Genomic DNA, 13,514 nt, shown 5'->3' on the forward strand with positions numbered 1-13,514 from the left:
TTTGAACAGGAAAGGATGTCGACACTTGTGATTCCAATCAGTGTGGAAAAGGGCCGCTACCCGAGCGGCCCATCCTAATTTCGACTTACTTGGCGAACACGGCCTTACCGCCGCCGTCCTTGATCTCGCCCCAGGACTTGTAGATGATGTCCTTGACGCTGGCTGGCATTGGCACGTAGTCCAGGCCATCCGCAGTGCCGTCACCGGAGGTGTAGGCCCATTCGAAGAACTTCAGCGAGGTGGTGCCCTGGGCTGGCTTTTCCTGCAGCTTGCGCATCAGGATGAAGGTAGCCGAGGTGATGGGCCATGCATCCTTGCCAGGCTGGTTGTTCAGGATCTGGTAGAAGCTCTTGTTCCAGTCAGCACCGGCAGCAGCGGCCTTGAAGTTGGCGCTTTCTGGGCTGACGAAGTTGCCGTCAGCATTTTGCAGCTGGGCAAACACCATCTTGTTTTGCTTGACGTAAGCGTACTCGACGTAGCCGATCGAGTTAGGCAGGCGGCCCACGTAAGCGGCCACGCCTTCATTGCCCTTGCCACCGGCACCGGTAGGCCAGTTCACAGCAGCGCCCTCACCCACTTTTTCTTTCCACTCGGGGTTGACCTTGGAGAGGTAGTTGGTGAAGCCGAAGGTGGTGCCCGAACCGTCAGCGCGGCGCACGGGAGCGATGGTGGCGTCTGGCAGCGCCACGCCGGGGTTCAGCTTGGTGATCGCTGGGTCATTCCACTTGGTGATCTTGCCCAGGAAAATGTCGCCCAGCACTTGGCCGTTCAGCTTCAGTTGACCGGGGGTGATGCCCTTGATGTTGACCACGGGCACAATGCCGCCGATCACGGTAGGGAACTGCACCAGACCCTTTTGGGCCAGCTCTTCGTCTTTCAGGGGCATGTCGGAAGCACCGAAGTCCACCGTCTTGGCATCGATCTGCTTGATACCAGCGCTCGAACCCACCGATTGGTAGTTGATCTTGACGCCGGTGGCCTTGTTGTAGTCGGCAGCCCACTTGGAATACAGTGGAGCGGGGAAGCTTGCACCTGCACCGGTAGCCTCTTCGGCATGAACCTGGGCAAACGCACCGGCGGCAACCAGACCAGCAACCAGCACTCGAATCGCGGACACTTTCATGAAAACTCCTGTTGGTGATGAAACGCAATGGAGTGAACTGTAAAAAATGTATATGACATTGATATGACATTTTTCGTCATCTTGCCTCGAAAGGCCATCGATGTCACACAACAACACTGCACAGGACTGTCATATTGGATTCACGGAAAAGACTTACTTTCAAAGTTTTGTCAGCAGGCCGTTGTATAGCGGCCGCACTTCTAACCCAGGTGCTATGCTGCCTGCCTCGACTGCAGAACTGATAGATGACGACACTTATGCTTGATGGCACCTTGCTCGCCGCCGTGGATCTGGGATCCAATAGTTTTCGGCTTGAAATCGGTCGCTATGCCGCCGGCCACATTGAACGCGTGCAATATTTCAAGGAAATGGTGCGCCAGGGCGCCGGCCTGGATGAGCAAGGCCTGCTGACCCCTGAGGCCATGCAGCGCGGCTGGGATTGCCTCGCGCGTTTTGCCGAGCGGCTGGCAGGCTTTCCGGCCGCCCACGTCCGCGCCGTAGCCACCCAAACCTTGCGCGAGGCGCGCAACAGCGATGTCTTCATCCAGCGCGCCAACCAGATTCTGGGCTACCCGATCAGCATCATCTCCGGCCCTGAAGAAGCGCGCCTGATCTACCAAGGTGCCGCCCATTCGCTGCCCCCGTCCGACGAGCGCCGCCTGGTGGTCGACATTGGCGGCCGCTCCACCGAACTGATTCTGGGCCAGCGCTATACCTCGCAGCGCGTGGCCTCCTTCCCCGTAGGTAGCGTCGCCTGGTCGATGCGCTATTTTCCGCAGGGCGAGTTCAGCAAATCAGCGCTGAAGACTGCCCAGATCGCCGCCCAGGCGGTGATGGAAGAAGCGGCCCACCATTTTGTGCCTGGCAGCTGGGATTGCGCCTATGGCACCTCGGGTACGGCCAATGCCATTGCCGATGTGCTGGCCTTGCATGGCGGAGAGCCCGATGTGGTCACCCGCGAGCAGCTGTACTGGCTCTGTGACCAATTGCTGGCGGCTGGCAATGCCAGCCAGTTGCGGCTCGAAGGGCTCAAGGAAGAGCGGCGTGCGGTGATCGGCGGCGGTGTCACCGTGCTCTGCGCCGTTTTTGACCTGTTGCAGATCAACGAGTTGCGCATCGCCAGCGGCGCGCTGCGCCAAGGCCTGCTGCGCGACATGGTGCAGCACGAGGAATTCAGCGATATCCGCCACCGCACGATAGCCACCCTCAAAGAGCGCTACCAGGTGGACCGCACCCAAGCGGGCCGGGTTCAGCGCACCGCCGCCACCTTGTTCGAGCAGGCACGCCGCTATGCGGGTGCGACCGAGCCTGCGCAGCTCCAGTCGTCCATGCTGGACTGGGCCAGCCAGCTCCATGAAATCGGTTGCCTGATCTCCCACACCGACCACCACCACCACGGCGCCTATGTGCTGGGCCACAGCGATGTGCCCGGCTTTACGCAGACGGAGTTGTCCCACCTGGCCGCACTGGTGCTGGCGCAGCGCGGCAAGCTGCGCAAGGTGGAACCCTTCCTGGAAGACCCACAGTTTGCCCTGGAGCTGCTGTGCCTGCGCCTGGCTACCCTGCTCTGCCATGCACGCCGCGATCCGGCACTCGACCAGATTTGCCTGCGTGACAAGACCGAAAAATGGTCGCTCAAGGTGTCGCCCGGCTGGGTAGAGCAATTTCCCCAGTCCGCCTACCTGCTGGAAGAGGAAGTGCTGGCCTGGCTGAAGACCCCCTACCCCTTCCAGTTCAAGCAGGCGCTGAGCATCGCCGCCAAATAAAGGCCCTGCACACCCGGATCGGTGACGCTCCGGGTGTTCTTCACTTCTTTAGGCACCCAAGTCCACGGGCGCCACGGCACCTTGACCGGAGAACACGCCAGTCAGGTTGCCGATAAACTGCGCCAGGCTTGCCTGCGTAGCCTCGGGTGACCAGCCCGCCACATGGGGCGTGATGAGGATGTTGGGCAGGTCGATCAGCGGTTCAGGGCGATGCGGCTCGCTCTCATACACATCAATGCCGGCTCCGGCGATGGTACCGTCCTTCAATGCGGCAGCCAGCGCCAGCGTATCCACGACTGATCCCCGAGCAATATTGATCAGGTAGCCCTGGGGGCCCAGCGCCTGCAGAATCTCGGCATTGACCAAGTGTTTGGTGCCTGGGCCGCCCGGCGTGGCACAGACGAGGATATCGGCCCAGCTGGCCAGCGCCTTGAGCGAATCAAAATAGCGCGGTGCCACGCCGGCCTTGGGCTGGCGGTTGTGGTAGCCCACGGGCATGTCAAAGCCCTCGGCGCGCTTGGCGATCTTCAGGCCGATATTGCCCAGGCCCAGGATGCCCAGCTTCTTGCCCGACACACTGGGAGGATGGGCCAGGCTGTAGCGGTCCACACCGGCACGGGCTTGCTGGTCCAGCGTGCGGAAGTTGCGCATCGATGCCAGGATCAAGCCAAAGCTGTGGTCGGCCACGCTGGTGTCATTGGTACCTGCCCCGGTCGCCAGCACAATGCCCCGCCCACGCAGCGCATCCAGCGCCAGGCCCTCATAGCCCGCACCCAAGGTGCAGGCCAAGCGCAATTGCGGCATCTGGGCAATTTCTTCGGCCGTGAGGCCAATCGAGCCAATAGTCAGCACGGCCTGTGCCTGGGCCCCATGGCTGGCCACCGCGCTGGCCCGCAGCTCCGGCGTCGGTGCATACACCAGGTCCGCATGCGCACGGATCTGTTCGAGCAGCGGCTCGGCCATGGGATTGAACACCAGCAAGGTAATCGGCGATTGTGGGGATTGCGAGAGAGAGCTCACCATAGGTCCTTTGGATAACAAAAAACACTGCCTGTACCACAAGCAGTGTTTTGATTATGAGGACTTTCCACTAGGCCTATGTGAATCCATTCTGTATGCCTACGTTGCCGCCTTGGAATGGACCAGGGAGGTGAACCGTCACTTGCGCCAGGCATCCTGCGGACGGGATGCTGGGCGCTCGCAAGCGGCTTCCGCCATCAACCCAGGAAGTGCTTGCGGTAGCGCGGAGGCAGGCGGTCGAGCTGCATCAGCATCGGCAGATCGGCGGTATTGAAGTCTGGATCCCAAGCCGGCGCACCGATCACCTCGGTGCCGACCCGCAGATAGCCCTTGATCAACGCTGGCGGCTCGACATCGACCTGGTCGTTGAGCTGCTCCAGCGGCAGCGGCAGGTGTGGCACCACGCTGTATTCCTGAGAGATCTGGCCCTTGGCCCGCAGCTGGCGCCAGATGCTGGCAGCGGCATCGCCACTGACGATACCGTTATGCCACATGGGGATGCTGGCGCAGCCCATCATCACATCGAGCTTGTTGCGCAGCATGAAGCTGGCCAACGCACCCCACAGCGCCATGATCACGCCGCCCTGGCGGAAGTCCGGGTGTACGCAGCTGCGGCCCAGCTCAACCATGCGCGGGCGCAATGCATCAATGGCGCTCAGGTCAAACTCTCCGTCGGAATAGGTGCGACCGGCCCGCAGGGCCTGGGCGGGGGTCAGCAGGCGGTAGGTACCGATCACCTGCTTGCTCTGGCCCTGGCGCACCAGCAAATGCTCGCAGTAGTCATCAAAGCCGTCGACATCATGGCCTTCCAGGCTGGTCTGCAGCTGCGCGCCCATCTCGCCGGCAAAAATCTGGTGGCGCAGGCGCTGGGCTTCGCGCACCTCATCGAGGTGGCAGGCCCAGGAGACCTCGATATCCAGCGGGTTGGCGGCCGCTGCGGCTGCAGACAGCGGTGCCTGCGGTTGGGGCACCGAGGTCGTCGCGATGCTGGTCTCGGATGCGCTGAAAAAACTGTGTTTGTTATGCATGGCAGAGCTCCTAAAGCGCCCTGCCGCCCTTGCATGGTGCCAGACCGCTATGCGGCCCCGGCTGCTCGACGGGCTGGTACAGAGCGCCTTCAGTGTCCTGCCGCCCTATGACAGTGCCATGTGCAATCGATGACAGTTGCATGATGGGGCGATGCAGCAACAGTGCCTCGGCCAGCCCCGCCGAGGCACTGGAAGGGACTCAGGACTGGCGGGCCACCTCGGCCAATTGCTCGGCACAGCGGCTGGCTTGGGCGGCATCAAAGGCCTCGACCATCACCCGCAGCAGCGGCTCGGTACCACTGGCACGGATCAACACCCGGCCCTGGCCGGCAAAATCTGCGGTGATGCTGCGTTCTAGCTCGGCCAGTCGGGTGTTGCGGCTCCAGTCTTGGCCCGGCTTCAGTCGCACATTGAGCAGCACCTGCGGGCACAGGTTCACGCCATCCAGCTGCTCAGCCACGCTCTGGTTACGGCTCACGCAAGCCTGAAGTACCTGCAGAGCACTGACCAGCCCATCGCCGGTCGTGTGCTTGTCCAACGCCAGCAGGTGGCCCGAGCCTTCGCCGCCCAGCACCCAGTTGCGGCGCTGCAGCTCTTCCAACACATAGCGGTCACCCACCTTGGCACGCACCAGCTCCACGCCCTGCGCCTTCAAGGCCGCTTCCACCGCCAGATTGGTCATCAAGGTGCCCACCACGCCAGGCAGCTTTTTGCCCCTGCGCAGGCGGTCCATGGCCATCAGGTACAGCAGCTCATCGCCGTTGTAGAGCCGACCCTTGGCATCGACCAGTTGCAGCCGGTCCGCATCGCCATCCAGCGCCACGCCCAGATCGGCGCTATTGGAGCGCACCGAGCGAACCAAGGCATCAGGGTGGGTGGCACCCACGTCCTGGTTGATATTGAGGCCATCCGGGCTGCAGCCAATGGTGATGACCTCGGCCCCCAGCTCATGGAAGACCTTGGGTGCGATATGGTAGGCAGCACCATGTGCTGCATCGACCACGATCTTCAGACCGCGCAGGCTCAGGCGGTGGTCAAAGGTGCTTTTGCAAAATTCGATGTAGCGGCCAGGGGCATCGTCGAGCCGGCGCGCCTTGCCCAACTCGGTCGAAGGCACCCAGTCAAAGCCCTCCAGCAGCGCTGCCTCGACCGATTCTTCCCAGCTGTCGGGCAGCTTGGTGCCCTCGGCGCTGAAGAACTTGATGCCGTTGTCATCAAAAGGGTTGTGGCTGGCACTGATGACCACGCCCAGGCTGGCGCGCTGGGCGCGCGTCAGGTAGGCCACGCCAGGGGTGGGCAAGGGGCCCAGCAGCACCACATCGACACCTGCAGAGTTGAGGCCGGACTCCAGCGCGCTCTCCAGCATATAACCCGAGATGCGGGTGTCCTTGCCAATCAGCACCGTCGGGCGCTCCTGCTCGCGGCGCAGCACGCGGCCGACCGCATGGCCCAGGCGCAGCACAAAGTCGGGGGTGATCGGAGGCTTGCCTACCGTGCCACGGATGCCATCGGTTCCAAAATACTGTCGTGCCATAGTGTTCTTTGTTGTAAGGGCCAGAGATACAGGCGAAAAGACGAATTCGCTTCGCGGTTGCGCCTGCGCCATGCCAACGGCTTTATGAGTGTAGCGCCTGACCAACGCGGGCCAAGCCAATCGCTGTCAGCCTTGCAGGTCCAAAGCTTGTGGCGCACGCATGGCCTGCAGCACGGCCAGTGCATCGCAAGTCTCGCGCACATCATGCACCCGCACAATGGCCGCGCCATGCTCCACCGACAGCAGCGCTGCCGCAATGCTGGCGGGCATGCGCTCGGTCACCAGACGGCCGGTGATCTTGCCCAGCGAGCCCTTGCGCGACCACCCGGCCAGCAAGGGGTAGCCAGCGGCAGCCAGGCGCGGCTGCTGCTGCAGCAGTGCAAAGTTCTGGCCCAGGCTTTTGCCAAAGCCGGTGCCCGCATCCCAAACGATGCGCCCGGCCTGCACGCCCAGCGCCTCCAGGTTGCGGGTATGGGTCTGCAAAAACTCCAGCACCTCGGCCGTCACATCGCCTTGTGCCGCCATGTGCTGCTGGTGCATGGTCTGTGGGTTGGCATGCATGTGCATCAGGCAGACGCCGCATTGCGGGTGGCCCGCGACCACGGCCTGCGCGCCGGGTTGGCGCAAGGCCCAGATGTCGTTGATGATGTCGGCGCCCAGGTCCAGCACCGCCTGCATCACCTCGGGCTTGTAGGTATCGACGGAGATTGGTACCTGCAAGGCCACAGCAGCTTTCACCACCGGCAGCACGCGCCGCAGCTCTTCATCCAAGGGCACTGCAGGGCTGCCGGGGCGGGTGGATTCGCCGCCGATGTCCAGCATATGCGCGCCATCAGCCAGCAGTTGTTCGGCATGGGCCATGGCGGCCGATACGCCTTCATGGCTGCCACCGTCAGAAAACGAATCCGGGGTGACATTGACAATGCCCATCACCTGCGGCTGGGCCAGATCAATACGAAAGCGGGTGGTTTGCCAATGGCGCATCAGAGTTCTCTTCCAAAAAGAAAAGCGCTCCATGAGCGCTTTTCGTTGCGGTGGTTCGCGATCACACAGGATTGTGTGCGGGCTCCGTCACCACGGTGGGGCTACCACCGGTGCCGCCGTCATTGCTGTTCGACGGTGGGTTGCGCGGCGTCCAGTCCTTGGGAGGACGAGGCGCCTTGCCAGCCATGATGTCGTCCAGCTGCTCAGCATCGATGGTTTCCCATTCCAGCATGGCCTTGGCCATCGCATGCATCTTGTCGCTGTGCTCTTCGATCAGGCGGCGCGCCAGGCTGTACTGCTCATCGATGATGCGGCGCACTTCGGCGTCTACCTTCTGCATGGTCTCTTCGCTGATGTTGCTGGGCTTGCTCATCGAGCGACCCAGGAAGGGCTCGCCCTCTTGCTCAGCGTACACCATCGGTCCGAGCGCATCGGTCATGCCGTAGCGGGTGACCATGTCGCGCGCCAGTTGCGTAGCCTTGTTGAAGTCATCCGAAGCGCCAGTGGTCATCTGGTTCATGAACACTTCTTCGGCAATACGGCCACCAAACAGCATGGCGATGCGGCTCAGCGCCCATTCCTTGTCGTAACCGTAGCGGTCCTTTTCAGGCAAGGTGAAGGTGACACCCAGCGCACGGCCGCGCGGCACGATGGTGACCTTGTGCACGGGATCGCACTTGGGCAGCAGCTTGCCGATCAACGCATGGCCGGCTTCGTGGTAGGCGGTGTTCTTCAGTTCTTCCGGGTCCATCACCGCAGACTTGCGCTCTGGGCCCATGAAGATCTTGTCCTTGGCCTTTTCAAAATCCTGCATCTCCACGGTGCGGGCATTGCGGCGTGCTGCCATCAGTGCTGCTTCGTTGCAGAGGTTGGCCAAGTCGGCACCGGACATGCCGGGCGTACCACGCGCGATGATGTTCGGGTTCACATCCTGGCCGACAGGGATCTTGCGCATGTGCACGTTCAGGATCTGCTCGCGGCCACGCACATCGGGCAGCGTCACGTAGACCTGGCGGTCAAAACGACCGGGGCGCAGCAAGGCGGCATCGAGAATGTCAGGGCGGTTGGTGGCAGCCACCACGATCACGCCCATATTGGTCTCGAAACCATCCATCTCGACCAGCATCTGGTTCAGGGTTTGCTCACGCTCATCATTGCCACCGCCCATGCCGGCGCCACGCTGGCGGCCGACGGCATCGATTTCGTCGATGAAGATGATGCAGGGCGCATTCTTCTTGGCGTTCTCGAACATGTCGCGCACACGGGCCGCGCCCACGCCAACGAACATTTCCACGAAGTCGGAGCCGGAGATCGAGAAGAAAGGCACCTTGGCTTCGCCCGCGATGGACTTGGCCAGCAGGGTCTTACCGGTACCAGGAGGGCCCACCAACAACATCCCACGCGGGATACGGCCACCGAGCTTCTGGAACTTGTTCGGGTCCTTCAGGAAGTCCACCACTTCCTTGACTTCTTCCTTGGCCTCGTCGCAACCGGCTACATCGGCAAAGGTGACGGTGTTGTTGTTTTCGTCGAGCATGCGCGCCTTGGACTTGCCAAAGCTGAACGCGCCGCCCTTGCCACCGCCTTGCATCTGGCGCATGAAGTAGACCCAAACGCCGATCAGCAGCAGCATGGGGCCCCAGCTGATCAGCAAGCTCATCAGCAGCGAGCCTTCTTCGCGCTCCTTCACGTCAAACTTGACGTTGTTGTTGATCAGGTCGCCAATCAGGCCACGGTCCATGTAGGTCGCCGTAGTCTGGAGTTTGCGATCGTCGCCCGTGGTGGCCGTGATCACCGTGCCAGCAGGGCTCTCCTGCAGGGTCGCGGTCTTGATGCGGCCATTGCGGACGTCCTGCAAAAACTCGGAATACGGAACCTTGTTCGCGCTGGCGCCTGAACGGTTGTCCAATTGCTTGAACACGGTGAACAGCACCATGGCAATGACAAGCCATACGGCGACCTTAGAAAACCACTGATTGTTCAAGGGGGCTCCAGTAGGTGGAAATCAGAAAAGATACAGAATCTGCTTTGTCAGATATGCGCTATTTTAGGACTTTCAAGGGGGAAGGCTTGCGCTTTCCCCTTGGTGGCACGCAGGATTGCCGATGCCGCCTATTGTCTCAGTGTTTTAAGGCTTCGGGCTTGAGGCGCATGCCCAGCAAATAGGTCTCGGAGGATTTATCGCGTGATGCCTTGGGCTTATAAGGCTTGACGACCTGGAAGGTCTGCTTGAACAGGTCCACCAGTTGCGAGTAGCCGCTGCCATGGAACAGCTTCACCACCAAGGTGCCTTCTGGCTTCATGTGCTGGCAGGTGAAGTCCACCGCCAGCTCAATCAGGTGTGAAATACGCGCGGAATCCACAGTCTCCACCCCGGACAGATTTGGAGCCATGTCGGAGATCACCAGATCCACCCTGCGATGGGCCAGGGTCGCCTCCAGCTGCGCCAGCACCTCTTGCTCGCGAAAATCCCCCAGGATGAAGTCCACGCCTTCGATCGGCTCCATCGGCAGCATATCCAAGCCGATGATGGCGCCATTGAGTGCGCCCACCGCTGCGCCATCAGGCGACAGGCGGCGGCGGACGTACTGGCTCCAGGCGCCTGGGGTGGAGCCCAGATCCACCACCACATCACCCGGCCGGATCAGCTTGAAATGCTCATCGATCTCCTTGAGTTTGTAGACCGCACGGGCTCGGTAGCCCTCCTTTTGCGCAGCGCGTACATAGGGATCGTTGATATGCTGATTGATCCAAGTCTTGTTGACCTTCTTGGTTTTAGTACTTACTTTCATGTTTTCTCCCGGGAGCCCCGATAATACGGGCTATGCCCCAAATACAACTCACTCCCGCCCAACGTCGCGAGCACCGCGCCGAAGCCCACCACCTCGACCCCGTGGTTCTGATTGGCGGTGACGGCTTGACTGAAGCCGTCGAAAAAGAGGTCGATCTGGCCTTGAATTCCCATGGCCTGATCAAAATCCGTGTTTTCTCTGATGACCGCGCCAACCGCGAAGCCATCTTCCTGAAGCTGACCGACTCGCTCAATGCAGCGCCCATCCAGCACATCGGCAAGCTGCTGGTCCTCTGGCGCCCGATGCCCGAGAAGGAAAAGCAGATCGATGAAGACCGCAAAGCCGGTCCGCGCGACGTCAAGGTGCTCAAGTTCAGCAAGAATGTCTGGCAAAAGCCAGAGATCAAGCAGATCCGCATTCTGGGCAACCAGCGCCTGACGGCCGGCGGCCAGGTCAAGCGCGCCAAGCCCAAGCAAAAATCGGTGAAAAAGCAGCAGGGCAGCTAGTGTGACCGATCGCCACATCCTTTGCATGAAATGGGGTACCAAATATGGCCCCGACTATGTCAATCGGCTCTACGCCATGGTGCGCCGCCATCTGAGTGGCGATTTTCGCTTTGTCTGCCTGACCGATGACACGCAAGGGATTCGCAGCGAAGTGGAATGCCTGCCGATTCCGGACCTGAACATCCACCTGGCCCCCGGCCAGCGTGATGGCGCCTGGAAAAAGCTCACCACCTTTGAGCGCGACCTCCACGGCCTCCACGGCCAGGCCTTGTTCCTGGATCTGGATGTGGTGGTCGTGGGCAGCATGGACGAATTCTTCAGCCTGCCGGGCGAGTTTCGCATCATCCATGACTACCCCCGCTTTTGGCGCTTTGGCACACGCATTGTCGGCAACTCCTCGGTCTACCGTTTTACCTTGGGCGCCCATGCTGATGTGCTGGAGAACTTCCGTGCCAACACGGACCAGCTGCGTGCCCAGTACCGCAATGAGCAAGAGTATTTGTCGCACTTTTTGCATGCGCAAGGCAAGTTGGATTACTGGCCTGCTGCCTGGTGCCCGAGCTTCAAGTACTACTGCATCCCCGCCTGGCCCAGCAACTACTGGAAGGAGCCGGTGCCGCCGGCCGATGCACGCATCGTCATCTTCCACGGCGAGGTGAACCCACCCGACGCCCTGCAGGGCCTGCGCAACAAGCGCTTTCACCATATCCAGCCTGCGCGCTGGATTGAAAAGGCCTGGGGCTAAGCTCTCTTGCTGAACAAAAAACAAAGGCGTTGATCCCTGCGATCAACGCCTTTTTCTATGCCCACTTTCATACGGGCTGGGACCACAGATTTATCGCTGCGCTGCCGCCACCAGCGGATGGCCTTGCATGCGCGTCAAAATCGCCAGTGGGCTGGCCTCGGGGTTGTACTCCTTGCCCGGCGGCAAGAAGAAGGTCTGCTCCAGCATGTACTGGCCGGACATCACGGCATGCACCGCCTGGTCGGAAAAGCAAACCCAGCTGGATCCTGCAGCGAAGGGCATGGTCTCTTGCGGCGCGTTGCGCTGGTAGTCCATGTCGCCCTTCATACCATCGTGCAACTGCAGCATCAGGTGGTCGTATTCGCTGCGCAAGGACTTGGTGACATGCAGCATGGCCAAGGCCTTGGCCTGCCAGGCCACATAGGGCTTGGCACGCGGCAGAAACTTGCGCGCCACATCCTCGAAGGGCTCGCCCACCCGCCAGACCCGGGGTTGGCCATCGGGATTCACATTGCTGAACACGCGCAAAATGCGCTCACCGTAATTGGGCCGCGAAGGGAAGGCATCGACATGCATGCGCTTGTCATCGGCACGCCAGGACTGCGCACGGGTCTCCACCTGCGAGGGGCGATAGCTGGTGGGTGCCATGCGCACCAGGGGCATGTAATCGGGGAACAAACCCGCAATCAAGGCAGTGGCCTGCGCACGAAAGCGCGTCACCATGGCCGCCACCGCAGCTTGCGTCGCGGCATCGCCGGCCACACCCTTGATGGCACCATCCACATTCAGGCTGATGTTGCGCGATTTGGGGTCGCGCACATCGGGCCGCAGCAAGGTTTTTTCCTGCTCGGACAGCGTGAATGCCAGTTGGGGGAAATACAGCACCTTGCCCGATTCAACGGCGGCCGTCCATTCGGTACGGCCGGGTGTGTTGCGCCAGTCATTGGCGTCAATGGAAACGATAGGAGATTGCATGGCCCGCCCAGTGTAGCGCGGCCAGATGCCATCGCCTTGGGCCAGATCAAGCCCGCGGTGGCAGTGCGGATGTACGCCAGAGCACCACGGCAGCGCACAGCCATTGCAGCGCATACAGCAAGGTGCCCAGGCCGTGCCAGAACTTGAGGTTCTCGCGCTGCACAATCTTGGGCGATACACCGTACTGCACCACCAGCGCCATCAGCATGCCTGCCAACACAAAGCCCAGCGCCGCACGGGCCCAGGGCTGGATGGTGTTGGAGGCCTTGTCCTTGGCCACCACCAGCAGCGCCAGGCCACAAGCGATTGACACCCAGGTTTGCGCGGCAAACAGCTTGGCGGCCATAAAGCCGGCCATCGATGCCTGGGGCAGGTTGGCAAATAGCATGGGCACGGCCAGGAAGCCAATGGCCGACAGGCTGCCCCACCACAGGGCTGCGGCAAATACGGGCAGGCGGTTGGTCATCACAGGCTCCTGGGCAGGGTTAACGCATCAGAGGTAGCGCACGCCCACCACTTCGTAGCGGCGCTCACCACCCGGCGCCTGCACCACAGCGGTGTCGCCCTCTTCCTTGCCGATCAGGGCTCGGGCAATGGGGCTGGATACGTTGATCAGGCCTTGCTTGAGATCGGCCTCATCTTCACCGACGATCTGGTAAGTCACCGGCTCGCCGCTGTCTTCGTCAGCCAGATCCACGGTGGCGCCAAACACCACTTTGCCGCCGGCATCGACCTGCGAAGGGTCGATAATCTGCGCGGCAGACAGCTTGGATTCCACCTCCTGGATACGGCCTTCGATAAAGCCCTGGCGGTCCTTGGCGGCATCGTATTCGGCGTTTTCGCTCAGGTCGCCATGCGAGCGTGCTTCGGCAATCGCTGCAATAACGCCGGGGCGGTCCACGGTCTTGAGGCGTTGCAGCTCTTCTTTGAGCTTTTCTGCACCGCGCTTGGTAATTGGGATAGTGGCCATCTCGGTCTCCACAAACAGTCGCGATGCCAGCGATGGCGCTGGCACCTGGTAGACATCCGCCTGCTATGCGG

The 13,514-nt window shown here is 61.4% G+C and carries 13 protein-coding genes; 3 read left to right on the forward strand and 10 right to left on the reverse strand.

Annotated elements, in window-relative coordinates:
- Nucleotides 1-85: 85 nt before the first annotated feature.
- Nucleotides 86-1,123: a phosphate ABC transporter substrate-binding protein PstS gene (gene pstS / locus HS961_RS16300; protein WP_182323765.1), complete on the reverse strand. Its 1,038-nt coding sequence runs from the start codon at nucleotides 1,121-1,123 to the stop codon at nucleotides 86-88.
- A 245-nt stretch (nucleotides 1,124-1,368) separates the two neighbouring features.
- Here pstS and HS961_RS16305 point away from each other — a divergent pair, with 245 nt between their 5' ends.
- Nucleotides 1,369-2,889 (forward strand): Ppx/GppA phosphatase family protein, encoded by a 1,521-nt coding sequence (locus HS961_RS16305; RefSeq protein WP_327012001.1) that lies wholly within the window; start codon nucleotides 1,369-1,371, stop codon nucleotides 2,887-2,889.
- A 48-nt stretch (nucleotides 2,890-2,937) separates the two neighbouring features.
- Here the strand turns inward: HS961_RS16305 and HS961_RS16310 are convergent, their stop codons facing one another.
- The 6 genes from HS961_RS16310 to HS961_RS16335 form a co-directional block, all read right to left on the reverse strand.
- Nucleotides 2,938-3,912 carry a 2-hydroxyacid dehydrogenase gene (locus HS961_RS16310; protein ID WP_182323767.1) on the reverse strand — a complete coding sequence of 325 codons (975 nt, stop codon included), beginning with the start codon at nucleotides 3,910-3,912 and terminating at the stop codon, nucleotides 2,938-2,940.
- A gap of 194 nt (nucleotides 3,913-4,106) precedes the next feature.
- Nucleotides 4,107-4,937: a GNAT family N-acetyltransferase gene (locus HS961_RS16315; protein WP_182323769.1), complete on the reverse strand. Its 831-nt coding sequence runs from the start codon at nucleotides 4,935-4,937 to the stop codon at nucleotides 4,107-4,109.
- A 199-nt stretch (nucleotides 4,938-5,136) separates the two neighbouring features.
- Complete coding sequence (glmM, locus tag HS961_RS16320) at nucleotides 5,137-6,471, reverse strand: phosphoglucosamine mutase (RefSeq protein WP_182323770.1); 1,335 nt, start codon at nucleotides 6,469-6,471, stop codon at nucleotides 5,137-5,139.
- A 126-nt stretch (nucleotides 6,472-6,597) separates the two neighbouring features.
- A complete protein-coding gene (gene folP / locus HS961_RS16325) occupies nucleotides 6,598-7,455 on the reverse strand; it encodes a dihydropteroate synthase (protein WP_412101601.1) in 858 nt (285 codons plus the stop codon).
- A 61-nt stretch (nucleotides 7,456-7,516) separates the two neighbouring features.
- The gene (gene ftsH, locus HS961_RS16330; RefSeq protein WP_182323772.1) at nucleotides 7,517-9,439 is read right to left on the reverse strand and encodes an ATP-dependent zinc metalloprotease FtsH; all 1,923 of its coding nucleotides are present in this window, start codon (nucleotides 9,437-9,439) and stop codon (nucleotides 7,517-7,519) included.
- Between the two features lie 136 nt (nucleotides 9,440-9,575).
- On the reverse strand, nucleotides 9,576-10,247 hold the full coding sequence (locus HS961_RS16335; RefSeq protein WP_182323774.1) for an RlmE family RNA methyltransferase: 672 nt from the start codon (nucleotides 10,245-10,247) through the stop codon (nucleotides 9,576-9,578).
- 32 nt (nucleotides 10,248-10,279) lie between these two features.
- On the opposite strand from HS961_RS16335, the gene HS961_RS16340 reads away from it, so the two are divergent.
- Together HS961_RS16340 and HS961_RS16345 are read left to right on the forward strand one after the other, a co-directional pair.
- Nucleotides 10,280-10,753 (forward strand): YhbY family RNA-binding protein, encoded by a 474-nt coding sequence (locus HS961_RS16340; RefSeq protein ID WP_182323776.1) that lies wholly within the window; start codon nucleotides 10,280-10,282, stop codon nucleotides 10,751-10,753.
- Between the two features lie 25 nt (nucleotides 10,754-10,778).
- Complete coding sequence (locus tag HS961_RS16345) at nucleotides 10,779-11,498, forward strand: glycosyltransferase (RefSeq protein ID WP_182323778.1); 720 nt, start codon at nucleotides 10,779-10,781, stop codon at nucleotides 11,496-11,498.
- A 90-nt stretch (nucleotides 11,499-11,588) separates the two neighbouring features.
- Here HS961_RS16345 and HS961_RS16350 read toward each other — a convergent pair whose 3' ends face one another.
- The 3 genes from HS961_RS16350 to greA are packed head-to-tail and all read right to left on the reverse strand — an operon-like array spanning nucleotide 11,589 to nucleotide 13,443.
- Nucleotides 11,589-12,473, reverse strand: a complete 885-nt coding sequence (locus HS961_RS16350) for a Kdo hydroxylase family protein (protein ID WP_182323780.1) — start codon at nucleotides 12,471-12,473, stop codon at nucleotides 11,589-11,591.
- Between the two features lie 46 nt (nucleotides 12,474-12,519).
- Nucleotides 12,520-12,939, reverse strand: a complete 420-nt coding sequence (locus HS961_RS16355) for a DUF4149 domain-containing protein (protein WP_182323782.1) — start codon at nucleotides 12,937-12,939, stop codon at nucleotides 12,520-12,522.
- 27 nt (nucleotides 12,940-12,966) lie between these two features.
- Nucleotides 12,967-13,443, reverse strand: coding sequence for a transcription elongation factor GreA (gene greA, locus HS961_RS16360; protein WP_182323784.1), 477 nt, complete (start codon nucleotides 13,441-13,443; stop codon nucleotides 12,967-12,969).
- Nucleotides 13,444-13,514 lie beyond the last annotated feature (71 nt).

This window comes from Comamonas piscis, from assembly GCF_014109725.1.
GTDB classification, from domain to species: Bacteria; Pseudomonadota; Gammaproteobacteria; order Burkholderiales; family Burkholderiaceae_C; genus Comamonas; species Comamonas piscis.